General features: G+C 33.8%; 20 protein-coding genes and 1 pseudogene. 15 read left to right on the plus strand and 6 right to left on the minus strand.

Translation table 11 applies throughout. From position 1 onward, the window contains the following. The first annotated feature begins 44 nt into the window (after nt 1-44). The 4 genes from EKL95_RS09495 (at nt 45) to EKL95_RS09510 (ending at nt 7,971) form a co-directional block, all read left to right on the plus strand. A complete protein-coding gene (locus EKL95_RS09495) occupies nt 45-3,608 on the plus strand; it encodes a SusC/RagA family TonB-linked outer membrane protein (protein WP_233588563.1) in 3,564 nt (1,187 codons plus the stop codon). Nucleotides 3,609-3,618: 10 nt separating this feature from the next. After that, a complete protein-coding gene (locus tag EKL95_RS09500) occupies nt 3,619-5,049 on the plus strand; it encodes a SusD/RagB family nutrient-binding outer membrane lipoprotein (protein ID WP_126564038.1) in 1,431 nt (476 codons plus the stop codon). A gap of 16 nt (nt 5,050-5,065) precedes the next feature. Then, nucleotides 5,066-6,748: a gamma-glutamyltransferase gene (ggt, locus tag EKL95_RS09505; protein WP_126564039.1), complete on the plus strand. Its 1,683-nt coding sequence runs from the start codon at nt 5,066-5,068 to the stop codon at nt 6,746-6,748. A gap of 131 nt (nt 6,749-6,879) precedes the next feature. After that, on the plus strand, nt 6,880-7,971 hold the full coding sequence (locus EKL95_RS09510) for an alpha/beta fold hydrolase (protein WP_126564040.1): 1,092 nt from the start codon (nt 6,880-6,882) through the stop codon (nt 7,969-7,971). Nucleotides 7,972-8,202: 231 nt separating this feature from the next. Here EKL95_RS09510 and EKL95_RS09515 read toward each other — a convergent pair whose 3' ends face one another. Together EKL95_RS09515 and EKL95_RS09520 are read right to left on the minus strand one after the other, a co-directional pair. Continuing rightward, complete coding sequence (locus EKL95_RS09515) at nt 8,203-8,343, minus strand: transposase (RefSeq protein WP_126462499.1); 141 nt, start codon at nt 8,341-8,343, stop codon at nt 8,203-8,205. 265 nt (nt 8,344-8,608) lie between these two features. After that, nucleotides 8,609-9,652: an NAD(P)-dependent alcohol dehydrogenase gene (locus EKL95_RS09520; protein ID WP_126462502.1), complete on the minus strand. Its 1,044-nt coding sequence runs from the start codon at nt 9,650-9,652 to the stop codon at nt 8,609-8,611. Between the two features lie 183 nt (nt 9,653-9,835). Here EKL95_RS09520 and EKL95_RS15180 point away from each other — a divergent pair. Both EKL95_RS15180 and EKL95_RS09530 read left to right on the plus strand, forming a co-directional pair. Continuing rightward, nucleotides 9,836-10,268: pseudogene (locus EKL95_RS15180) on the plus strand (DUF6526 family protein). 101 nt (nt 10,269-10,369) lie between these two features. Then, nucleotides 10,370-10,939 carry a pentapeptide repeat-containing protein gene (locus EKL95_RS09530; protein ID WP_126462505.1) on the plus strand — a complete coding sequence of 190 codons (570 nt, stop codon included), beginning with the start codon at nt 10,370-10,372 and terminating at the stop codon, nt 10,937-10,939. On the opposite strand, the gene EKL95_RS15375 is transcribed toward EKL95_RS09530, so the two are convergent. Together EKL95_RS15375 and EKL95_RS09540 are read right to left on the minus strand one after the other, a co-directional pair. Next, a complete protein-coding gene (locus EKL95_RS15375; protein ID WP_317125144.1) occupies nt 10,889-11,065 on the minus strand; it encodes an ATP-binding cassette domain-containing protein in 177 nt (58 codons plus the stop codon). The two genes, EKL95_RS09530 and EKL95_RS15375, sit on opposite strands and share 51 nt — an antisense overlap. Before the next feature lie 202 nt (nt 11,066-11,267). After that, the gene (locus EKL95_RS09540) at nt 11,268-11,678 is read right to left on the minus strand and encodes an OsmC family protein (RefSeq protein WP_126462508.1); all 411 of its coding nucleotides are present in this window, start codon (nt 11,676-11,678) and stop codon (nt 11,268-11,270) included. A gap of 241 nt (nt 11,679-11,919) precedes the next feature. On the opposite strand from EKL95_RS09540, the gene EKL95_RS09545 reads away from it, so the two are divergent. The 3 genes from EKL95_RS09545 to EKL95_RS09555 are packed head-to-tail and all read left to right on the plus strand — an operon-like array spanning nt 11,920 to nt 13,452. Beyond that, complete coding sequence (locus EKL95_RS09545) at nt 11,920-12,540, plus strand: hypothetical protein (protein WP_126564041.1); 621 nt, start codon at nt 11,920-11,922, stop codon at nt 12,538-12,540. Nucleotides 12,541-12,586: 46 nt separating this feature from the next. Then, nucleotides 12,587-12,970 (plus strand): hypothetical protein, encoded by a 384-nt coding sequence (locus EKL95_RS09550; RefSeq protein WP_126462513.1) that lies wholly within the window; start codon nt 12,587-12,589, stop codon nt 12,968-12,970. Between the two features lie 14 nt (nt 12,971-12,984). Then, on the plus strand, nt 12,985-13,452 hold the full coding sequence (locus tag EKL95_RS09555) for a PEGA domain-containing protein (protein ID WP_126462516.1): 468 nt from the start codon (nt 12,985-12,987) through the stop codon (nt 13,450-13,452). Nucleotides 13,453-13,700: 248 nt separating this feature from the next. Here EKL95_RS09555 and EKL95_RS09560 read toward each other — a convergent pair whose 3' ends face one another. Further along, nucleotides 13,701-14,759 (minus strand): sensor histidine kinase, encoded by a 1,059-nt coding sequence (locus tag EKL95_RS09560; RefSeq protein ID WP_126462519.1) that lies wholly within the window; start codon nt 14,757-14,759, stop codon nt 13,701-13,703. Between the two features lie 635 nt (nt 14,760-15,394). On the opposite strand from EKL95_RS09560, the gene panB reads away from it, so the two are divergent. The 6 genes from panB (at nt 15,395) to EKL95_RS09595 (ending at nt 21,094) form a co-directional block, all read left to right on the plus strand. Further along, nucleotides 15,395-16,213 (plus strand): 3-methyl-2-oxobutanoate hydroxymethyltransferase, encoded by an 819-nt coding sequence (gene panB / locus EKL95_RS09570; protein ID WP_126554152.1) that lies wholly within the window; start codon nt 15,395-15,397, stop codon nt 16,211-16,213. Between the two features lie 91 nt (nt 16,214-16,304). Beyond that, entirely contained in the window at nt 16,305-16,994 is a 690-nt protein-coding gene (locus EKL95_RS09575; RefSeq protein WP_197037243.1) for an RluA family pseudouridine synthase, read from the plus strand. A 71-nt stretch (nt 16,995-17,065) separates the two neighbouring features. Then, on the plus strand, nt 17,066-18,406 hold the full coding sequence (locus EKL95_RS09580; protein ID WP_233579303.1) for a hypothetical protein: 1,341 nt from the start codon (nt 17,066-17,068) through the stop codon (nt 18,404-18,406). A 26-nt stretch (nt 18,407-18,432) separates the two neighbouring features. Continuing rightward, nucleotides 18,433-19,761, plus strand: coding sequence for an aldehyde dehydrogenase (locus EKL95_RS09585; protein ID WP_126564042.1), 1,329 nt, complete (start codon nt 18,433-18,435; stop codon nt 19,759-19,761). 185 nt (nt 19,762-19,946) lie between these two features. Next, complete coding sequence (locus tag EKL95_RS09590) at nt 19,947-20,279, plus strand: nitroreductase family protein (RefSeq protein ID WP_233588586.1); 333 nt, start codon at nt 19,947-19,949, stop codon at nt 20,277-20,279. 32 nt (nt 20,280-20,311) lie between these two features. Continuing rightward, the gene (locus EKL95_RS09595; RefSeq protein WP_231507442.1) at nt 20,312-21,094 is read left to right on the plus strand and encodes a hypothetical protein; all 783 of its coding nucleotides are present in this window, start codon (nt 20,312-20,314) and stop codon (nt 21,092-21,094) included. A gap of 543 nt (nt 21,095-21,637) precedes the next feature. Here the strand turns inward: EKL95_RS09595 and EKL95_RS15185 are convergent. Then, on the minus strand, nt 21,638-21,823 hold the full coding sequence (locus tag EKL95_RS15185; protein ID WP_233584064.1) for a hypothetical protein: 186 nt from the start codon (nt 21,821-21,823) through the stop codon (nt 21,638-21,640). Between the last annotated feature and the right edge of the window lie 22 nt (nt 21,824-21,845).

The raw sequence follows: 21,845 nt of genomic DNA on the forward strand, positions 1-21,845 counted from the left end.
TTTCGCTAATAACCAATTAAAGTATTAACCAAAAAACCAAAATTATGAAAAAAACTGTAGTAAAACAACGACGACGCTATCGTATCATAAAGTTAACATTATTCCAATTTGTTTTAGCTCTCATTTTTTCTAATGTAGTATTGGCAGATAGTGGTAAAGAACAAAGAAAACTTGACACTAAGGTGACAATTAGCATGACGAATGTGAGTCTGGATGATGCTTTATTTAAACTTGAGAAATCAATACACGTTAAGTTTTCTTATAATTCAAGAATGACTCAGTTAAAACAAAAAGTGGACATAGAAGCCACTAATGAATTATTATCCAGCGTACTTTCACGCATTTTAAAACCACTTAGCATTAAGTATGACGAAATAAACAATCTGATTGTACTACAAAGAGAGCGCATTTCGATGATAAATACAGCAACAGAAAGTTTGGATCAGACAGAAATTAAAGCAATAGCTGCTATTATAATAAAAGGAAAGGTAGTTGATGAAAAAGGATTAACGATCCCAGGAGCTAATGTTCACGTTAAAGGATCTACTATTTCGGTTCAAACAGACATTGATGGAAGTTTTGTTATTGAAGTGCCTTCTGTAAGATCCGTTTTAGTAATATCATTTATTGGGATGGAAACCAAAGAAGTTAATTTAGGAAGTGGTTTTCTTACTGTCGTTTTAAAAGAGGAAGGACAAAGCCTTAATGAAGTTGTAGTTACCGCTTTTGGTATTCGACGCAAAAAAAACACGCTTCCTTATGCGGCTCAACAAATAAGTGGTGATGATGTCAATAAAACGCAAGTAGGAAACGTTGCAAGTGGACTATCCGGAAAGATTTCAGGTTTACAAATAACTCAAGGTAACTCTGTAGGAGGATCAGTAAATGTTGTAGTTAGAGGAAATAAATCATTGACAGGAAACAATCAAGCATTATTTGTAGTAGATGGAGTTCCGGTGGATAATTCGAATACAAATTCAGCGTCGCAAAGATCAGGGGCAGGCGGTTATGATTATGGTAATGCAGCGGCTGATATTAATCCAAATGATATCTTATCGATTAACGTGTTAAAAGGAGCCGCAGCCTCAGCACTTTATGGTTCAAGAGCAGCAAATGGGGTAATAATGATTACCACCAAAAAACCAAAAAACGGGCTTGGAATTTCTGTAAATAGCGGAGTTACGGTTGGCAATATAGATAAAACAACATTTGTAAAATACCAACAAGAATATGGCGCTGGGCGTTCAATTCCTCAGGATAAAGATGGGTTTCTATTTTTTGATGCTAATGCTGATGGAATTAAAGACTTGGTAGTACCTACATTTGCGCCACGTTCATGGGGTCCACGTTATGACCCAAATTTATTAGTATATGATTGGGAAGCATTTGATCAGGCATCACCAAATTATCAAAAACCAAAACCTTGGATTGCACCTAAAAACGGACCGGACAGTTTTTATCAAACCGCTATTTCTACGAATCATAATGTTATGATTGATGGATTAGTTGCTGACAAAGGTTCTTTTAAAATTGGATATTCCAGAAATGATGAAAGAGGCGTATTACCAAATGCAAGTGTTTTAAAAAACATTGTAAATCTTAGTGCTAGTTATAATATAACAAACAAACTGGTGGTAAGTGGATTAGTAAATTATTCCCAAGTTGATGGCAAAGGAAGATATGGAACAGGTTATGATAGTGGAAGGAATGTGAATAGTAATTTCAGACATTTTAATCAGACTAATGTTGATGTTTTAGAATTAAAAGATGCCTATTTTAGAAATAGAAAAAATATTACTTGGAACTGGGCTGATCCTACAAAACTTACCAATTTAACTCCCGGTTTTTCAGATAATCCATATTGGGTTGTTTATGAGAATTATCAAAACGATACTAGAAACAGGGTCATTGGAAACGCAACAATCACCTATAAGGTTACCGACTGGTTAGACCTTTTAGGCCGAGTTTCTGTAGATACCTATTCAGAAATGCAACAGGAAAGAAGAGCCGTGGGAAGTGCTGGAATTTCATCTTATTCTCGTTTTGATAGAAATTTTAATGAAACTAATTACGATTTATTGGCAACAATAAATAAAAAATTAAATGACGATTTCAGTCTTAATGCCTTAGCTGGTCTCAATATTAGAAGAAATACAATAAGTTCAATTTTTTCTCAAACTGCAGGAGGTTTAGTTGTTCCAAAACTTTATGCCGTTTCTAATTCAAAAGGAACTGTCCCTGCAGCGATTGAATCGTATCAACCAAAAGCAGTAGATGGTGTATTTGGTGGCGTAACAATAAATTACAAGGAATTACTTCTTTTAGATGCAACCTTGCGTAGGGATAAATCTTCAACCTTGCCTGAAGAAGCAAATGCATATAATTATTATGCCGTTTCCGGCAGTTATATTTTTTATAATCATCTTCAAAATTTACCCTGGTTATCTTCTGGAAAGCTTAGACTAAATTATGCTACTGTTGGAAATGATGCCGCTTGGGGAAGTCTAAGAGATGTGTATGATAAGCCAAATCCTTTTGATAGCACATTGCTTTTTTCTTTACCTAATACTAAAAACAATAGTGCATTAAAACCTGAGAATACAATCAGTAAAGAAATTGGCTTAGAAATGTCCTTTTTTAATAACAGAATAGGTTTTGATGCCTCTTATTATCATACTAACACAGTAGATCAAATTATTCCTGTAGCTGTTTCTACTGCTATAGGTTACTCCAGCAAATTTATTAATGCCGGTGATATTGAAAACAAAGGTATCGAAGTTTCTATATTTGCAACTCCGGTAAAAGGCGCCGATTTCTCTTGGAATGTGAATTTAAATTTCACAAGAAATCGTAATAAAGTTTTATCCTTATACAACGACAGTAAAAACTTGCAATTAGGAACTTTCCAAGGTGGAGTTAGCTTAAATGCTTCGTTAGGTAAACCTTATGGCGAATTACAATCGGTGACTTATGAAATGTTAAATGGGGAACGACTTATAAAGGATAACGGTTTATATCAATTTACAACTACTACCTCAAATGTAATTGGAAATGTTAATCCAGATTGGATTGGTGGATTGAGTAATAGTTTCAGATATAAAAATTTTAACTTAAGTTTTTTAATTGATGTAAAAAAAGGAGGTCAATTATTTTCTTTAGACATGTACTACGGTACAATGTCGGGTATTTTACCCGAAACTGTTGGGCTTAATGATCTTGGAAACCCAAAACGAGATGCTGTTGCCAATGGAGGAGGTATAATTTTGGCAGGAGTTACAGCGAATGGAGAACCTAACACAAAAAGAGTTACTATAGTTTCAGGCACTAGTGGATATCTTCCTCAATCAAATTTTGTATATGATGCGAGTTTTGTTAAACTTCGCGAGGTAGCGATTTCATATTCTCTTCCAAAAAAAATAATGTCAAGAATTAAATCTATAAATGAAATAGAATTTTCGTTGACTGGAAGAAACTTATGGTTAATCCATAAAAATGTTCCCTACGCTGACCCTGAAGAAAACTTATCTTCAGGCAACATACAAGGCTATCAAAGTGGATCTTACCCTACAGTACGTGCTATTGGGTTAAACGTAAAAGTAAAATTATAAACTTACAATCATGAAAAAAAGATTTATTTCAATAGTAGTATTGGTGTTACTAATTAGCGCCTGTACAGACGACATTACTCGTTTTAATGATGAAACTAAACGGGCTAGTGAAGTCCCTCCGGGTAGTTTATTCTCAAATGCCGTTAAAACATTGTCAGATGGCTTAGCCTCAGCCAGTGTAAATGTTAACATCTTTCGACACTTTGTAAATCATTGGGCTCAGGCTGTTATTCAGGAAGAGGCACAATTTAATTATGTCACAAGGTCGATTAATGATGCATGGTGGACTAGAATGTATAGAGATGTTTTGAATGATTTAAAAGAAAGCTCCCGTATTATAACAAATGATGTTACTTTAAATCCAATTATAAAAACAAATCAATTAGCAATTATCGATATCATGCAAGTGTACACCTTTAACATTTTGGTGACTACTTATGGCGATATTCCTTACTCCAAGTCGTTAGATGATCAGCTACTTTTCCCAGTTTATGATGACGCCAAAACTGTTAACAAAGAATTAATGATCCGATTGGAAAATGACATAGCCAAATTAAGTATTAGTGCTCCTGGCTTCACATCGTCAGAAGATATTATTTTTCAAGGTTCTGTAGCAAAGTGGATTTCTTTTGCAAACTCTTTACAGGTAAGAATGGCTATGACAATATCTGACATAGATAATTCATTAGCGAAAACAGCCTTTGAAAAAGCCAATCCAAATGCTATTAACGCGATATCTAATAATGGTTTTGTTAAATATTTTACCGCAATACCTAATAATAATCCGTTGTATGATCAACTGGTGTTGGCCAATCGCACCGATTATATTGCGGCAAAAGATTTAATGGATGTTCTGAATAGCTTTGAAGATCCACGTAAACCAGGTTTTTTTGGAGTGAATAATGTAGGCTTATACGTTGGAGGCATAATGGGCATCCCAAGTGATTATCCAAAAATGTCAAAGCCAAGTACTCGTGTAGCTGACCCTAGCGCGCCAAACGTATTAATAGATTACGTGGAAATGGAATTTTATAGAGCTGAAGCAAAAGAGCGTGGCTACAACGTAACCGGTTCTGCAGAATCTCATTATAATAATGCCATTAAAGCTTCAATACTATATTGGGGCGGTACTGAGGCAAATGCTGATAAATACTTATTAAGATCGGACGTTGCTTACACGACCGCTGCAGGTGGATGGAAACAAAGAATAGGTTTCCAAAAATGGATTGCATTATACAATCGCCCATTTGAAGGATGGTTGGAAGTTCGCAGATTAGATTTCCCAAAATTAACAATACCCGTAAATGCTTTTTCAGGTTATCCAAACCGGATGAAATATCCAGCAAATGAGCAACAGTTAAATGGAACTAATTACACGAACGCGGCTACAAAAATAGGTGGTGACAAAAGCGAAACTAAATTATATTGGGATATAAACTAATTAAAATCATACACAAATGAAAAATCGATTCCTCTTTTTGTTGCTGATATCAACAACATTTATACTTGCTCAAGACCGGTTAACGGGCAGGAATTTTGCTTCAAGATCTGAAGTTATTGGGCAACACGGAATGGTAGCATCCAGTCAACCCTTAGCAACACAAATAGGAATCGATATTTTAAAAAAAGGAGGTACAGCAGTGGATGCCGCAATAGCTGTAAATGCCGCATTAGGCTTGATGGAGCCAACAGGTAGCGGCATTGGTGGTGATCTTTTTGCGATAGTGTGGGATGCAAAAACCAAAAAACTCTATGGCTTGAATGCCAGCGGACGATCTCCAAAAGCACTAACTTTAGATTACTTCACTAAAAATAACATTACACACATTCCACCAAGTGGTCCCCTGCCAGTATCGGTTCCAGGTTGTGTTGATGGTTGGTTCGAATTGCATAATAAATTTGGAAAACTACCCATGCAGGACATCTTAAATCCAAGTATAAAATATGCTGAAGAAGGTTTCCCAACTACAGAATTAATTGCTTATTATCTGCAAGTCACGATAAATAAATATATGAAACAGTACCCTAATATCAAGGAAACTTATACTGTAGATGGCAAATTACCTCAAAAAGGAGATATTATTAAAAACCAATTTTTAGCTAATACCTATAAAAAAATTGCCAAAGGAGGAAGAGATGCTTTTTATAAAGGAGATATTGCCAGAGAATCTGCTAAATTTATTCAAGCTCAAGGCGGATTTTTAGCTTATGAAGATTTTGCAACACACCATTCGGATTGGATTGAACCTGTCGCAACAAATTACAGGGGTTATGACGTATGGGAATTACCACCAAACGGACAAGGAATGGCTACTTTGCAAATGCTTAATATTATAGAAGGTTATGATTTTAGTAAAATACCCTTTGGTAGCGCTCAACATTTGCACATTGTAAACGAAGCAAAAAAACTTGTTTTTGAAGATCGCGCGAAATATTATGCGGACTCAGATTTTATGAAAGTTTCTGTAAATGATTTATTGTCTAAAGAGTACGCAACTGAAAGAAGGGATTTAATTAATCCTGACCGCGCAGGGACTTTTAAAGCTGGAAAAGAAAGCAGTGGCGGTACAGTTTATTTGACTGTCGCCGATAAAGAAGGAAACATGATTTCTTTAATTCAAAGTAATTATAGAGGCATGGGATCTGGAATGGTTCCGCCAAAATTAGGTTTTATGCTTCAGGATCGAGGCGAATGCTTCAATTTGGCTGAAGGAACGCCAAATTCGTATGCCCCTCAGAAAAGACCTTTTCATACTATTATTCCGGGTTTTGTTACTAAAGATGGACAACCATTTATGAGTTTTGGTGTAATGGGAGGCGATTTTCAACCTCAAGGTCATGTTCAAATATTAATGAACCTGATTGATTTTGGTATGAATTTACAGGAAGCAGGAGATGCACCAAGGTTTGAACACATTGGTTCAACTGATTTTACGGGCGAGCTGTCAACAGGCAAAGGCGAAATCCTAATTGAAAGTAGTTTTGATTTTGAAGAAATAAAAAAATTGATCCAGAAGGGACATAAAATTGGCTTTGGAGGGTATTATGGAGGGTATCAGGCAATCATGTATGACGCAATAAGAAAAGTGTATTTTGGAGCCTCAGAAAGTAGAAAAGATGGTGCGGCCGCAGGATATTAACTGTCTGTTTTTAAGTAGTATAATGTTTGAAAGAACTTTTCTTTATTCGAATAGTCTCATCAAAATAAAAGAACAAATAATATAATTTATCCTGATCTTATTCCAAAATTATTAATTTAAATTTTAATGAAATGTTAATAAAAAATACATGTGCTTTTATTTTCTTTTATATTTTATCTGTCCAATGTGTTACTGCACAGACAGATTTTCCAGCACCAATTGAGGGAGATTATCTAATAAAAGATTTTACTTTTAAAAGTGGAGAATATTTAGACCAACTAAAACTACATTACACAACCATTGGGAAACCAACAAAAAATAAGAAAGGTCAAATTAACAATGCTGTTTTAATTATGCATGGCACCACCGGAAGCGGAAGCGCCTTTTTGAGCAAACAGTTTGGAGGCAATTTATTTGGAAAGGGTCAATTGTTAGACGCCACAAAGTATTTTATTGTTTTAACAGATGATATTGGACACGGAAAATCGAGCAAACCAAGCAATGGCTTAAAGATGGCATTTCCCAAATACAATTATGACGATATGGTTTTGGCAAACTATAAATTACTGACTGAACATTTGAAAATAGATCATCTTCGATTGGTAATGGGAACATCAATGGGCGGCATGCACACTTGGGTTTGGGGTTACACCTACCCTGATTTTATGGATGCACTAATGCCTTTGGCAAGCTTACCAGCAGAAATAGCCGGTAGAAACCGCATTCAAAGAAAAATGGCGATTAAATTAATCGAAATGGATCCTGAGTGGAAAGAGGGTAATTATATTCAACAGCCACAACAAGGAATGACTGGCGCTATATTATCTCTGATGTTTATGGTGAGTAGTCCGTTACAATGGCAAATTGCAGCCCCAACCAGAGAGAAAGCAGAAATAATGATGGAAAATACTTTAGCCCGATATTCATCAACATTAGATGCTAATGATCTGATTTATGCTTTTGATTCCTCAAGAGATTACAATCCGCAACCTTACTTGTCAAAAATTAAAGCCCCTTTAATTGCTATAAATTCTGCCGATGATCAAGTAAACCCTCCTGAACTCGGATTGATGGAGAAAGAAATTAAAAACGTTAAAAACGGAAAATATATCTTATTACCTATTACAGATAAAACCACTGGCCATGGCACACATTCCAATCCAAAAATATGGGGTAAATATCTTAAAGAATTACTTAAAAAATCTGAACCCAAAATTAAGTAAAATTCAAGCTTATAATATTGTTTTCCAGAAATCAAAACTTACTAAGGTAGATTTTAAGTTTACGATTTATGTTTCTTAACGGAAAACAGGAAAACACTTTTATGTTGCCTCCAAATTAGCCATATTGATTTCAAGTGAGTGAGTGCATTTGTTAATAGTAAATTTTGTTAACTACTGAAAAAACAATACAAAATTTCCATTCCCAGAAAAACTTCTTTGTCAGAACTCTTCTTATTCTTTTCGCCATCTATACAACTGGGGAGCGGTAACTTCCAATTCTCTGGCTAGTTCAGAGATCTTATGTCTATCATAACTCAATTGAACGGCTTTCTCTTTAAAAGCTCGGTCATAAATTTTACGCACTTGTTTCATAAGTTAAATTAAGGTTTTTGTTCTTAACTTTTTATGCTGGTAAAGTTAGCAAGTCCAATATATCATCGGCAAAGGCAAGTAGAGACTTAAAAAAGGGGGGGGCATTGAATCTCTTTGAAATCGTAGGGACTCTGAACAAAACAAAATACCTGATAAAATAATTATTGTCAACACTACTGTAGCATTCCTATTTACACATAAAAAAAGCCCCTAAAAAAGCCGAAATGTATCAGTTTTTTAGGGGCTTGGTTTTTAAACTTACTTTTTACAATGTAGCCATGTCTATTACAAAACGATACCGGACATCTCCCTTTGTCATTCGGTCATATGCTTCATGAACATTTTTGATATCAATCATTTCTATTTCAGAAACAATACCATGTTCCGCACAATAATCTAACATTTCCTGAGTTTCAGGCAAGCCGCCTATAAGCGAACCTGCAAGACTTCTTCGTCCGCCTATGAGACTAAAAGCTTGAATTTCATAAGGTGTTGGTGGTACGCCCACACAAATATGCACGCCGTTTACTCTCAATAATGACAAATACAAATTTAAGTCGTGTGGTGCAGAAACAGTATCCAGAATAAAATCAAAAGAACCAGCTACACTTTCGAGTTGTTTGGCATCTTTAGTAACGATAAAATTATGTGCTCCTAATTTTCTGGCATCGGCTTCTTTATTTGCTGATGTACTTAACACGGTAACTTCAGCTCCAAAAGAAACTCCAAATTTAACCGCCATATGTCCCAAACCACCCAAACCAAGAACGGCTAATTTATGCCCTTTCCCAACTTTCCAGTGTCTCAATGGAGAATAGGTCGTGATTCCGGCACATAATAAAGGCGCTACAGCAGCCAAAGGCAATTTATCTGAAACTTGCAAAACAAAATCTTCATGTACTACAATGGTATTCGAATAACCGCCATAAGTAGGTGTTTTTCCGTCTTGTCCTAAAGCATTATACGTGTCGGTTCTTCCTTTCAAACAAAATTGTTCTAATCCCTCTTTACAGTTTTCACAACTTCTACAAGAGTCTACCAAGCAACCTGTCCCTGCTATATCTCCTATTTTAAACTTCTTTACATGACTTCCTACCTTTACCACTTTACCTACAATCTCATGTCCCGGAACCATTGGGTAAATCGATCCTCCCCAATCGTCTTTAATTTGGTGTAAATCACTGTGACAAACACCACAAAACAGGATGTCAAATTGTACATCATGTGGTCCAACTTCTCTTCTTTCGAAATCCCAAGGTGCTAAATCTGTCTTAGCATCTTGTACTGCGTATCCTTTTGTAGCTATCATTTTTTTTATATTTTCAATAAAATTATTGAATTTATCTTGAAAAACGAGTTATCGAAATGTTAAAGAAATCTAAAGAAATTATAAAGGTCTACTCCGTTAAAAAAAACCTCATAGTAATTGCATAGCCTTTAATGCTTTAAATCCATAGTTTAATTTATATTTAATTTTTTTTAAACTACATTAATGAAAGCACAATCTTATAAAAATCACATTCGGTACTATCCGCCTCATCATTTTATTCATTATCCAATAATCATGACATTGCTGCCTTCAGTATTTATTTTAGTTGTACCAAAAGAAGATTCTTTAATCTGGATATTTATTAGTGTACTCTTTGTCGTGCTTTTGCCTTGTTTTTATGTTGCGTCAACATTATGCGTTGATCCTACAAAACCGAATTGTCTATTTAGAACTTCGGTACCGTTATTTTTCTCTTACCGGAAAAATATTGGAAGATTTTTAACGTCATTTAAATGACGATCAGCTATTTGCGTTACGTTTTGCCTCAGATGATGAATTTCAAGCGTTAACTCTAAGAGCGCTGAATGAAAATCTTTCGGCAAAGGAAATTAAAAAAGCGATTCAGCACTGGAAAGCGGATTACGAAAGAGTTTAAAATTCCAAAAATAATAAGACTAATTTATCCAATTTAACAATTTCGAATTTTGTTTCTTTGTGATGAAAAGATAGCAATAAAACTGAATTTAAAACCACTAAATGCCCGAATATTTTCTAGATATTGAATACAAAGACATTACGTACAAGGAAGAGGAAGTCAATTTTAAGGAATTTGAATGCTGTACTTTTACAAATTGTAATTTCTCCCAATGCGTTTTTTTAGCGGTAACTTTCATTGATTGTACCTTCAATGACTGCACTTTTAGCAATGCTAAAATTAATTATGTGGCCTTTAGAACCGTAACTTTTAATCGGTGTGAAATCAAAGATGTCAATTTTGCCATGTGCGATAAATTAATTTTCGAAATCGCTTTTAAGGATTGTATTTTGGATTTCTCTAAATTTTACACTTTAAAAATCAAAGGAACCTCCTTCTCTAATTGTAGTCTTATTGCCGTTGATTTTATGAGCACTGATTTGACCGAAGTTGTTTTTGAAAACTGCGATTTATACCGTTCTGAGTTTGCTAAAGCAATTGCCAACAAAGCTAGTTTCAAAACAAGCTATAATTATACAATTGATCCCAAAACAACAAAATTAAAAAAAGCCGTTTTCGCTTTAGAAGGATTGAAAGGATTGCTCTATAAACATGAAATCATAGTAAAATAGTGCTTTATGAATCAATATCTGATCGTCATACTCCGTATCCATCGTAGAAAGCAAATACAACAACGTCGATTTTCCACAGCCAGATTTTCCTATGATTGAAACAAACTCTCCATGTTTGACACGCATATCCAGTGATAATTATTTAATGAAAGTAACATTAGTTTTATTTACAAGTTTTTAAATAGTTATTTTACTGATAATCAAAGAGTAATTATACGTTCATTAAGTAAAAAAATTTGTATTACTATTTTTTTGAAACATTCCTTTTACAGACATCAAAAAGGCTCGATTTAAAATTAAACCGAACCTTTTTGATGTCTGTATATTTTTAAACTAAGGAAGCAGTCGAAGAAATTGCAGCATTCAAAACTTTAGAAATAGGACAATTTTTTTCTGCTTTAGTTACTAATTGTTGAAAAGCATCTTCTGTTATTCCGCTAATTTTTGCTTGAAGCATCAGGTGCGAGGTAACAATGGTTCCATCAACTAAATCAATGTCGCATTTGGTTTCGATACTTTCGATTTCAAACCCTTCTTCACTAATGTAGGCCGAAAGTTGCATCGTAAAACAGCCTGCGTGTGCTGCGGCGATAAGTTCTTCAGGATTAGTCCCCACTCCTTCTTCAAAACGAGATTTGAATGAATATTGGGTATCTTTTAGTGTGGTACTTTGTGTAGTTAGTTTTCCGGCTCCTTCTTTGAGTGAACCATTCCAGACTGCGGTTGCATTTCTTTTCATAATTATAAATTTTCTGTTTTCTCAAATTTAGTTCTTTTTAAAAAAAGAGTATAGTATATCCACTATTTTTAACTAAAATTTAAAATTAAATCAAAAAAAATTAACAAAAACGTGGTTAAAATAAATACTGTTTAATTTTAATAGTATCAGTAAATTCTTTATGTTTGCTTTTTGAAAAAGTATACTTTACTTACAAAAAAAACTAATTGACAACCAATAAAAAAAACTAATTAATCAGCAAATGAAATTAACTACAATTATTTTTTTATTATCGATTGTAATTTTACTAAATAGTTGTGCTTCAGGATACAAACCAATACAACCCGCTTCACTTAATTATATTTCGAACAACACACTTCATGGAGTAACGCTGGAATACAAATATGATTTATTAAATAAGAAATACGCAAAGAAAGAGACTAAAAAAGGGCTTCGACTAGTGGCTGTTAAAGTAAAAAACAACACTGAAAAAGATTTGGTTTTTGGAAAAGATATAAAATTAAATTTTGAAAGCGGAAATGAATTGTATCTATTGGAGAATGAAAAAACATTCAAATCTTTAAAACAAAGCCCAGCCTCCTATTTGTTTTATTTATTACTATCTCCAATTCAATTTTTTACCACAAAAACCAATTCAAACGGAATGACGGAGCAAACCAGCTCGACACCAATAGGACTGATTATTGGACCCGGATTAGCCTTAGGAAATATGATTGTTGCGAGTAATGCCAATAAAAAGTTCAAAACTGAGCTGAACGATTACTCCATTAATGGCAAAATAATAAAAAAAGGAGAAACTGTTTTTGGACTTATTACTTTTCAGTCTGATAATTATGGTGCTATTAAAGTTAGAGTAGAATAAAAATTACCCATAAAATAATAATAATAATAACCAATTCCATCTGACAATGAAAAAATTATCTCTTCTCGTTTTTGTATTTTTAGCTTTTAGCTGTAGTCCAAAAATCACTTCTAATTTTGAATCTTCAGAAAAACCACTAACAATTGAAGACCCCGTAGCCTTTCTTGATGTTCATCATGCAATTCCTGAAGGTGCCAAAAAAATAGGAAATGCCAGATATCAGGACAGTGGTTTCACAACCGATTGTGATTTTAACTCACACCTGACAAAAGCCCGAAAATTAGCCCGAGAAAAAGGCGCTAATCTTGTAAAAGTAACCGAAAAGAGAACTCCCGATATATGGAGTCTTTGTTATCGCATCAAAGTAGATTTCTATTATTATGACGGCGACGTAACCACAATCCCCCAATATAAATTACAACTTAATTAATTATACACACTCTAATGAAAAAAACAATCCTTATTTCTACATTATCCCTAGCGCTACTAATGAGTAGTTGTGCTACAATTGTTTCCGGCTCTAAACAAAAAGTAAATTTTAGAAGCAACCCTGCTGCTGCCTCTATTTTTATTGATGAAATCGAAGTAGGAAAAACGCCTTTTGAAATCAAACTGGAACGAAAAAAAGAACATCATGTGATGATTAAATTAGAAGGATACCAAACTTTTGAAACTAACTTGACCAAAAAATTCAATGCTTGGTATATTGGAAATATTTTATTTGGTGGCTTGATTGGTATCATTGTAGATCCTATTACTGGAGCAATTTACAACTTAACACCTAAAGAAGTCAATGCTGAAATGAATAAAGGAACTGCTTTCAAAGTAAATAAAAGTGAAGTGTACATCGCTGTCGCTTTAAATATAGATCCAAACTGGAAAAAAGTAGGTCAATTAGAAAAAATAAACTAATACTAAGTATTTACACCAAAAGCTAAGGTGGCAAAAATATGGTATTAGGTGTACTAAAAAGCACCGGTTTTGCCGTTCTCTTTTTATCCCTGTCATAAACTAAAAGCTGTAACGCTATTCCAAATCAAGAATAGAATTACAGCTTTTTTTTATATTGCACCTAGTAATCTTGTTGTTTACAGTGCTTAAAATATTTTCTCAGATTTCGTAAGCCCTAAGAAGAACAAAAACACATTAGAAAACTATTTTTAGCCCTTTTTTGTATCAAAAACAATTGAAAAAGTAGCCCCTTTATTTGTCCCACTGCTTTGTGCATAAATTACACCGTTGTGTCGTTCTACTATGTTTTTGCACAAATACAATCCAATTCCTGTAGAAGGCTCATTTGAAGTGCCAGACATACTCATTTTAGTGAATTTTTTAAATAATTCGTCACTCTGTTTTTGAACAAAACCTACTCCTGTATCCTTCACTTTTAAATACAGTTTAGTGCCATCAAGATACACATGAACCTCAATTTCACTATTTGGGTAGGAGAATTTTATAGCATTATCAATTACGTTGACTAAAACTCGAATCAACAACTCGTCGTCAATTGATAAAAGTGCTTCCTGAACGTCAATTGATAAAACTAATTTAATATTTTTGACCACTAATACCTGATCTAATTGTTTTGCCACCATAGAAAAAACAGGTGAAAATTGAATTAGGGAGTCCTGAGAATTTCTTTTTATAATTTGATCTTGTTCTTTTAATAATGTGATAAAACTTTCAATATAATGAAATTGTTCACCACTGGATTGAACTATTAACTCCGCTAATTCTTTTATATAATCCGAAGAATCCTCTTCTAAAATAAGCAATGCGGCCGATTTTGAATTTCCTACAAAATTTCTTAGATCATGCGAAAGCAAATAAACTAAATCTTGTTTTTCAGTAATGAAATTTTCGTTATCAGCTATTGATTCTTGAATATTACTCATTAACAACCCTGCTTCATCCGAAAAATTAGTTGGCAAAGAAGGTATTGTTCTGTCTTTTCTATAGGCAATTAATGACCTGGAAGCTACCTCAATTGGTTTAATTAGTTTTTTTAAAAAAAATAAAGTGACCGCTGTTGCTAATAAAGTAATAATCAGCGCAAAAATTAAAATAGAATCGGCTGAAATTGTTTTACTTGCATAAAGCACAAAAAATAACAATCCAATTAATGGAATGTGAATGCCTATAAATGCAACAAACAGGAATTTGAAGGCATAACTATTTTTGAGAAAACCAATCCGAGACAATTTTTCATACAACTGCATAAATTTATTTTTTTAAAATGCAAATGTATTAGTAAAAAATTACAGAACCCAAAAATTACAATTAATTTTTATCTTATTTGTAACACACAATGAATATTCTAAAAATAACTCATCAAACTACTTTCTTCGAGTGTCAATAAGATAAATAATTTTCCAGTGGTTGTCTTTTTTGAAAAGTGTAAACGCATTTACCTCAGTATGACATAGTGTACCATTAACATAAAACTCATACGTTGTCCAGACATGCGCCATGGCTCCGTTTATTTGAATGGAATACCTGAGAATTTTTTCTTGAAATTTTAAGCTATAGATTTATAAAATGCCCCCTGGTTTTTCATGAGAAAGCAAAGTGCCTTTTTCATTCTCAGCAATGGATTGCAATATCTTTGTATCATCACAAAGTAAATGCAATTGAGGTGAATCTCTGGCATGGAAGGCTTGAAAAAAAGTGTCAATTACGCTTTGAACTTCTTGATATTGAGACTTCTAATATACTGAGGAGAGCAATAAAGTCAGTACTAGAATTTTTCGTATGATTACTTTTTTGATTAATTTGTATCCGATATAATATAAGTGCTACATTTTCAACCTAAAATTATACATTTTAGTACCTTTACACTCTCAAAAAAGGAAATATGTCTGTCGCAAAAAAAGATTATAAAAGAATTACAACAAAGTCATTGATTGAAATGAAGGCTAATGGAGAAAAAATTTCGATGCTCACCGCATACGATTACACCATGGCAAAAATCGTTGATACGGCAGGAGTTGATGTAATATTAGTGGGAGACTCCGCTTCAAATGTTATGGCTGGTCATGAAACTACATTACCTATTACGCTGGATCAAATGATTTATCACGCCTCCTCTGTGGTAAGAGCCATTGAAAGAGCTTTGGTAGTGGTGGATTTACCCTTTGGAAGTTACCAATCCGATCCTAAAGAAGCCTTGCGCTCTGCCATCCGAATCATGAAAGAAAGCGGTGGTCATGCCGTAAAACTAGAAGGTGGTAAAGAAATTAAAGACTCTATCAAGAAAATATTAAACGCCGGAATTCCAGTTATGGGACATCTAGGTTTAACACCACAATCCATTTATAAATTTGGAACCTACACCGTTCGTGCCAAAGAAGAGGAAGAAGCACATAAGTTAATCGAAGATGCTAAATTACTAGAAATACTAGGCTGTTTTGCCTTAGTTTTAGAAAAAATTCCAGCTCATCTAGCCGAAAAAGTAGCCCAAAGCATCTCGATTCCAGTTATTGGTATTGGTGCTGGGGGTGGTGTTGACGGACAAGTATTAGTAATTCATGATATGTTAGGAATGAACAACGAATTCAGTCCTCGTTTCTTAAGAAGGTATATGAATTTATATGACGGAATGACAACGGCCATTGGCCAATATGTTGCAGATGTAAAATCAAGTGATTTCCCTAATGCAAATGAACAATATTAAATTTGACTTCTTAGATGAGTAGCCTTTAAGAGAATTTGATTATTGTCGAATACTCTAAGAGTATTGGAAATCCAACAATCTAAAAATCCAAATGAAAATAATTTCTACTAAAAACAACCTTCAAATCCTTCACGAAGACAATCATCTTATTGTAATTAACAAACGTGTAGGAGATATTGTTCAAGGGGACAAAACGGGTGATAAACCCTTATCAGATGTGGTTAAAGAATACATCAAAGACAAATACAACAAACCCGGGGAGGTTTTCCTGGGTGTTGTACATCGCTTAGATCGGCCAACAACTGGAATAGTTGTATTTGCCCGAACCAGTAAAGCTCTGACTCGAATGAATGAATTATTCAGTACCCGTGAAACTCAAAAAACATATTGGGCCATTGTCAAAAACAAACCTGCCAAGCCCACTGATACACTCGTTCATTATTTAAAAAGAAACGAAAAAAACAATAGTTCAAAAGCGCACGAAAAAGAAGTCCCTGAAAGCAAATTAGCCAGTTTAGAGTATACAATAATCAAAGAACTAAACAACTACTATGCGCTTGAGATCAATCTTCATACTGGAAGACACCATCAAATAAGGGCTCAACTTTCAGCGATTGGATTACCTATAAAAGGGGATTTAAAATATGGTTTTGACCGAAGCAATCCGGACGGAGGAATCCATTTGCATGCTAGAAAATTAATGTTCATCCATCCTGTTACAAAGGAAAATATAAAAATAATTGCTCCTGCTCCAAATGATGTGATCTGGAATGCCATTTAATACTAAAAAAACAGTATTTTACTTTCAACCTTTCAATAACTCAATAATAAATATTCACAAAAACAAATTGTATGAAAAAACTACCTATTATTTTTTGTTTCATTTCGTTCTTAAACATGACCGCTCAAGACCATTTTTCAGGAATCAATATGTCTACTAGAGTCGGAATACTTAATGCCGGTATGAATCCTGCGGAACTGTCTAATTTAAGTTCAAAATATGAAATAAATATTTTTTCGGCCAGCGTAAATGCTTCTAATAATAAAATAGGATTTAGTGATATTGTTAATGGTGAAAACTTAGAAAATTTGTTATTTACAGGAAATACCCCTGTAAATATGCGCGTAGATGCTGAAATATACGGCCCAGGTTTTGCTATGAAAATGGATAAATGGGCTTTTGGTTTTACTACAAAAGCTGCTGCAAAATTAAATTTAATTGATATTGACCCACAACTTGGTGCGGCGATCAATACCGGAAATCTTATTGGTTCTTCATCAATAAGCAATGATTACAACCAACGTTTAAATGGAACAAGCTGGGGAGAAATAGGAATTTCAGCAGCCAGAAACGTATTTGAAAATGAAAACCATAAATTTAATGCGGGTGCTACCTTGAAATTATTATTTCCAGGCTCGTACACCAACTTAGGCCTGGATCAATTTCAGGGAACCATTAATACTATTGGTGCCGAAGCGTATTTAAATAATACTCAAGCGTCAATGAATATTGCGTATTCCGGGAACTTCAATGATGGTTTTACTGATTTTAATAATTACTCTGAATCCGTTTTTGGAAAACTAAACGGAGTTGCAGCTGATTTTGGTGTAAATTACCAATGGAAAGACCAAGACGGTTACAAAATAAATGCGGGTATCGCAGTGCGAAATATTGGTACGATGACCTTCAAGGATGATGCAAATTCCTCTACTAATTATGCATTAAACATACAGTCTACTTTTTCTAACCCAAATGGTTTGGCATTAAGCCAATTTCAAAACACTACTACTTTAAAGGAAGTAGAAACCATTTTAGTAAACGACGGATACTTAACTAAAACCACATCCAGCAAAAACTTCAAAGTAACCTTACCTACTGTTTTCTCCGCCTATGCAGATATAAAAGTAATACCTAAATTTTTTGTTGCGCTTTACACACAACAAAAATTAAAGGATGACACCAGCGATAATCAGGTGACAACACAAAATGTGGTTTCTATTACACCTCGATTTTCTTTGAAAAATTATGAAATTTATTCCTCTTGGTCAGATAACGAAATTTCCGGAATTACTGGTGGTGTCGGGTTAAGAGTGTATGGCTTTTATATGGGATCCAGTTCTATAGTGACTGCTTTGGCCAGCGACAGTAAACAAGCTGATTTTTATGTAGGCTACCGACTTGGGTTAAAATAATAAATCTGTACCTTTAAAATCATAATATGAAAAATGAAAATAGTGTAGACTACCGAAAAGAATCTTTAAAAAAACTATTGCATACCATCATAAAACAGGAACAAGCAATTATTAAAGCGCTTTACGATGATTTTAAAAAACCAGCCTTTGAAGCCGTTTTAACAGAAACAAATTATGTCGTAAGTGATTTAAAAGAAACCATTAAAAACATTGATTCTTGGGCTAAACCCAAAAAAGTTCTCGCTTCTTTTTTGAATTTTCCATCGTCAGATTACATATATAGTGAGCCTTACGGAAATGTATTGATCCTTTCGCCTTGGAATTATCCGTTTCAATTAGCCTTATGCCCTCTGATTGCTGCTGTTGCTGCCGGAAATAAAGTAACCCTAAAACCCTCTGAACTTACCCCAAATACGTCTACTATAATAGCGAAAATTATAAATGAAACTTTCCCTGTAAAAGATGTCGTCGTCATTACCGGAGACGCGACTGTTGCTCAGGAATTATTAAAAAAACGTTGGGATTATATTTTTTTTACAGGAAGTGTTGCCGTTGGCAGAATTGTAGCAAAAGCTGCAGCCGAAAACCTAACTCCAGTTACGCTGGAATTAGGCGGGAAAAGTCCTTGTATTGTTGATGAAACTGCCAATTTAGAATTGAGTGCCCGCCGCATTGTCTGGGGAAAAATTATAAATGCCGGACAAACATGTGTTGCCCCTGATTACATAGTGGTGCACCATAAAATGAAAGCTACTTTCATAACTTTACTAATTCTGGAAATTGAAAAGGCACTAGGTCCAAATCCGGAAGAATCCCCTGATTACGCCAGAATTATCAATTTGAAAAACTGGCAACGCCAATTGCATCTATTGGAAAACCAAAAAATACTTTTTGGAGGTCAATACAATAAAGACACTTTATTCCTTGCTCCTACGCTATTGGACGAGCCAAAAATGGACAGTCCGGTGATGACCGAAGAAATTTTCGGCCCCATACTTCCTATACTCTCATACCATTCAGAGGCAGATATTGAAAAAATAATTTTAAGTTTCGAAAAACCATTATCCTTGTATTTATTCTCTCAAAACAAATCTTTTATTGCAGAAGTTTTACAAAAATATTCTTTTGGCGGTGGCTGTATCAATGATACCGTAATCCATTTAGCGAATAATCGCTTGCCTTTTGGCGGTGTTGGTACTTCAGGAATGGGAGCCTATCACGGAAAACGGAGTTTTGATACTTTTTCGCATAAAAAAGCCATTGTAAAAAGGGGGACATGGCTGGATTTACCCCTTCGGTATGCGCCTTACAAAGACAAATTAAAGACCTTTCAAAAAATATTAAAATGGATGTAACCCATGAAAAAACCGTCAGTGCATCCATAAAATACCGACGCTCAGTTCGGGTTTTTATAAATGAAACTATTGTGCGAAAAAAGTAAAAAAGTGTATTTACTTAGCCACAATATGGCAACAAGCTGGAAGCAGAATATTCAAAAAGAGAACAATTTGCTTTTCATTATTATCAAAAAATCGTTCCGTTGTTTTACTTTGATATCACAGGAATTATTGGAATAATCAAATTTATTGCATTTCAATTCATTGGGTTATTCAAACCCATATATGGACAGGTAAGACAAAGTGACATGCACATTGTAGCCCATAAAAGTGCCAGACTTACGGCACAAAATTTCATGATCAACATGACTGCTATAAACTATGATACGTGCCAAATGGAAGGTTTTGATTCGCTACGAATAAAAATATTACATTTACCGGCATCATCCGAAATTAATATGCTACTGGGTAGCGGAAAAGGAGTGTACGGAAAACGATTCAGAGTTCCTTTTGAATACGTTTATTTTGAAAAATAACAGAATAATTAACCCACTAAAACGACCAACAAATGTTGAAAACTACACAAAACCGAATACACGAAATAGAAAAAAATGGATATCCTTTAGATTTTGGAATCGTTTTTAACCATGCTTTTGAAAATTATAAAAAAATTGCGATTTATGCCGGTTTAATTATTTTTGTGTTTTTTATACTGCTGATTGTTTTTGTATCAGTAATATTTGTTGCCTTTTTTGATTCTGCCATGATACTGGAAAAAATGAAACCGGAAAATTTACAACCGGAAAATTTAAGTTTAAACTTTATTTTAATTGTATCCGGGGTTTCTGTTTTACTATCGAGTTTATTTAGTCCTATTAGCGCCGGTTTAATCAAAATGGCGTATTGTGCTGAAAGAGATGAAGAATTTCATGTATCAACCATGTTTGAATACTATAAAATATCGTATTTCAAAGAACTCTTCATTGCTACTTTACTAATTTCAATTTTTAGCACCTTACTATCATCATTGATTGACTATGCACAAATACCCTTCATCGGATTTATTATCACAGTAACTATAACATTATTCACGATACTGACCATTCCACTTATTATTTTTGGAAACTTAAATGCTATTGAAGCTTTAAAATCAAGCATACTAATCGTGGTAAAACAACCGCTTATTTTGCTGGGTTTATTGGTAGTGGGTGCCATTTCTACATTAGTGGGACTCATTGGGTGTTGCATTGGTATAGTATTTACAGTACCCTTTATGTATTCTTTATACTATGCGATTTATAGTGAAATTATTGGTTTTGAAACTACACTAGAACCGGAACAAATGTTCTAATAAAACCGCTTTTTACTAAAAGCCAGAACATAATTACAAGCTGATTTTGGCTTTTTGTAAAAAATAATCTTATATTTATTTTTTACAAAAAGCCAAATCTAGTCTTTAAACCTAACAAACAGTTTCTATGGTGTTATACTGTAGCTTATTATTTACCATTGACTCAGAGTCAATTTTATTCAGCGTTTATAATTCTTTTGCAATCAATAATTTTTTGTGGATTGTAATTCCTGTTTTATTTGTTTTTCTAGTCTGTAAAATTTTTAAAATAAAAATACTATTAAGCAATTCCTTTATTAAATACTATAATGAAGAGGATAGTAAAAACATAGAAAACCAGCGCTATCTTTTATATTTGGGCATACTAATTCCGGTACTTGAAACCCTATTTGAAATTTTCAAAATAAGACCTGTAAGCTTACTGATTTCAAATCTTGGTATCGGTACTTTTTTACTGATTCTCTATTTTATCAGCAAAAAATCAGCTGTTGTGTTTCAAAACCTGGGAAAAATATTTATGATAGTGTATGTAATCTGTTTTAGTTACATATCAATAAATTTGATTTTTACACCCTCTGACAGCATACCTATAGCCGCTTTTGTACTAGCTTTATTCTTTTCGTATACCATCATCAAACCCACCAAACTATATTGGATTTTCCTTATGTGCGTATTTATCTTTTTATTTATACTGTATTTTTTTGAAATAATACCCTTACGATCAATCATTATTTTATCGAATTTCTCATTA

The organism is Flavobacterium sp. LB2P53 (genome assembly GCF_003970305.1).
GTDB lineage: Bacteria > Bacteroidota > Bacteroidia > Flavobacteriales > Flavobacteriaceae > Flavobacterium.

What these genes read in the sequence shown, in the direction of transcription:
- EKL95_RS09495 (WP_233588563.1), top strand. Translation starts at nt 45, where the DNA reads ATGAAAAAAACTGTAGTAAAACAACGACGACGCTATCGTATCATAAAG.
- EKL95_RS09500 (WP_126564038.1), top strand. Translation starts at nt 3,619, where the DNA reads ATGAAAAAAAGATTTATTTCAATAGTAGTATTGGTGTTACTAATTAGC.
- ggt (WP_126564039.1), top strand. Translation starts at nt 5,066, where the DNA reads ATGAAAAATCGATTCCTCTTTTTGTTGCTGATATCAACAACATTTATA.
- EKL95_RS09510 (WP_126564040.1), top strand. Translation starts at nt 6,880, where the DNA reads ATGTTAATAAAAAATACATGTGCTTTTATTTTCTTTTATATTTTATCT.
- EKL95_RS09515 (WP_126462499.1), bottom strand. Translation starts at nt 8,343, where the DNA reads ATGAAACAAGTGCGTAAAATTTATGACCGAGCTTTTAAAGAGAAAGCC.
- EKL95_RS09520 (WP_126462502.1), bottom strand. Translation starts at nt 9,652, where the DNA reads ATGATAGCTACAAAAGGATACGCAGTACAAGATGCTAAGACAGATTTA.
- EKL95_RS09530 (WP_126462505.1), top strand. Translation starts at nt 10,370, where the DNA reads ATGCCCGAATATTTTCTAGATATTGAATACAAAGACATTACGTACAAG.
- EKL95_RS15375 (WP_317125144.1), bottom strand. Translation starts at nt 11,065, where the DNA reads ATGCGTGTCAAACATGGAGAGTTTGTTTCAATCATAGGAAAATCTGGC.
- EKL95_RS09540 (WP_126462508.1), bottom strand. Translation starts at nt 11,678, where the DNA reads ATGAAAAGAAATGCAACCGCAGTCTGGAATGGTTCACTCAAAGAAGGA.
- EKL95_RS09545 (WP_126564041.1), top strand. Translation starts at nt 11,920, where the DNA reads ATGAAATTAACTACAATTATTTTTTTATTATCGATTGTAATTTTACTA.
- EKL95_RS09550 (WP_126462513.1), top strand. Translation starts at nt 12,587, where the DNA reads ATGAAAAAATTATCTCTTCTCGTTTTTGTATTTTTAGCTTTTAGCTGT.
- EKL95_RS09555 (WP_126462516.1), top strand. Translation starts at nt 12,985, where the DNA reads ATGAAAAAAACAATCCTTATTTCTACATTATCCCTAGCGCTACTAATG.
- EKL95_RS09560 (WP_126462519.1), bottom strand. Translation starts at nt 14,759, where the DNA reads ATGCAGTTGTATGAAAAATTGTCTCGGATTGGTTTTCTCAAAAATAGT.
- panB (WP_126554152.1), top strand. Translation starts at nt 15,395, where the DNA reads ATGTCTGTCGCAAAAAAAGATTATAAAAGAATTACAACAAAGTCATTG.
- EKL95_RS09575 (WP_197037243.1), top strand. Translation starts at nt 16,305, where the DNA reads ATGAAAATAATTTCTACTAAAAACAACCTTCAAATCCTTCACGAAGAC.
- EKL95_RS09580 (WP_233579303.1), top strand. Translation starts at nt 17,066, where the DNA reads ATGAAAAAACTACCTATTATTTTTTGTTTCATTTCGTTCTTAAACATG.
- EKL95_RS09585 (WP_126564042.1), top strand. Translation starts at nt 18,433, where the DNA reads ATGAAAAATGAAAATAGTGTAGACTACCGAAAAGAATCTTTAAAAAAA.
- EKL95_RS09595 (WP_231507442.1), top strand. Translation starts at nt 20,312, where the DNA reads ATGTTGAAAACTACACAAAACCGAATACACGAAATAGAAAAAAATGGA.
- EKL95_RS15185 (WP_233584064.1), bottom strand. Translation starts at nt 21,823, where the DNA reads ATGATTGATCGTAAGGGTATTATTTCAAAAAAATACAGTATAAATAAA.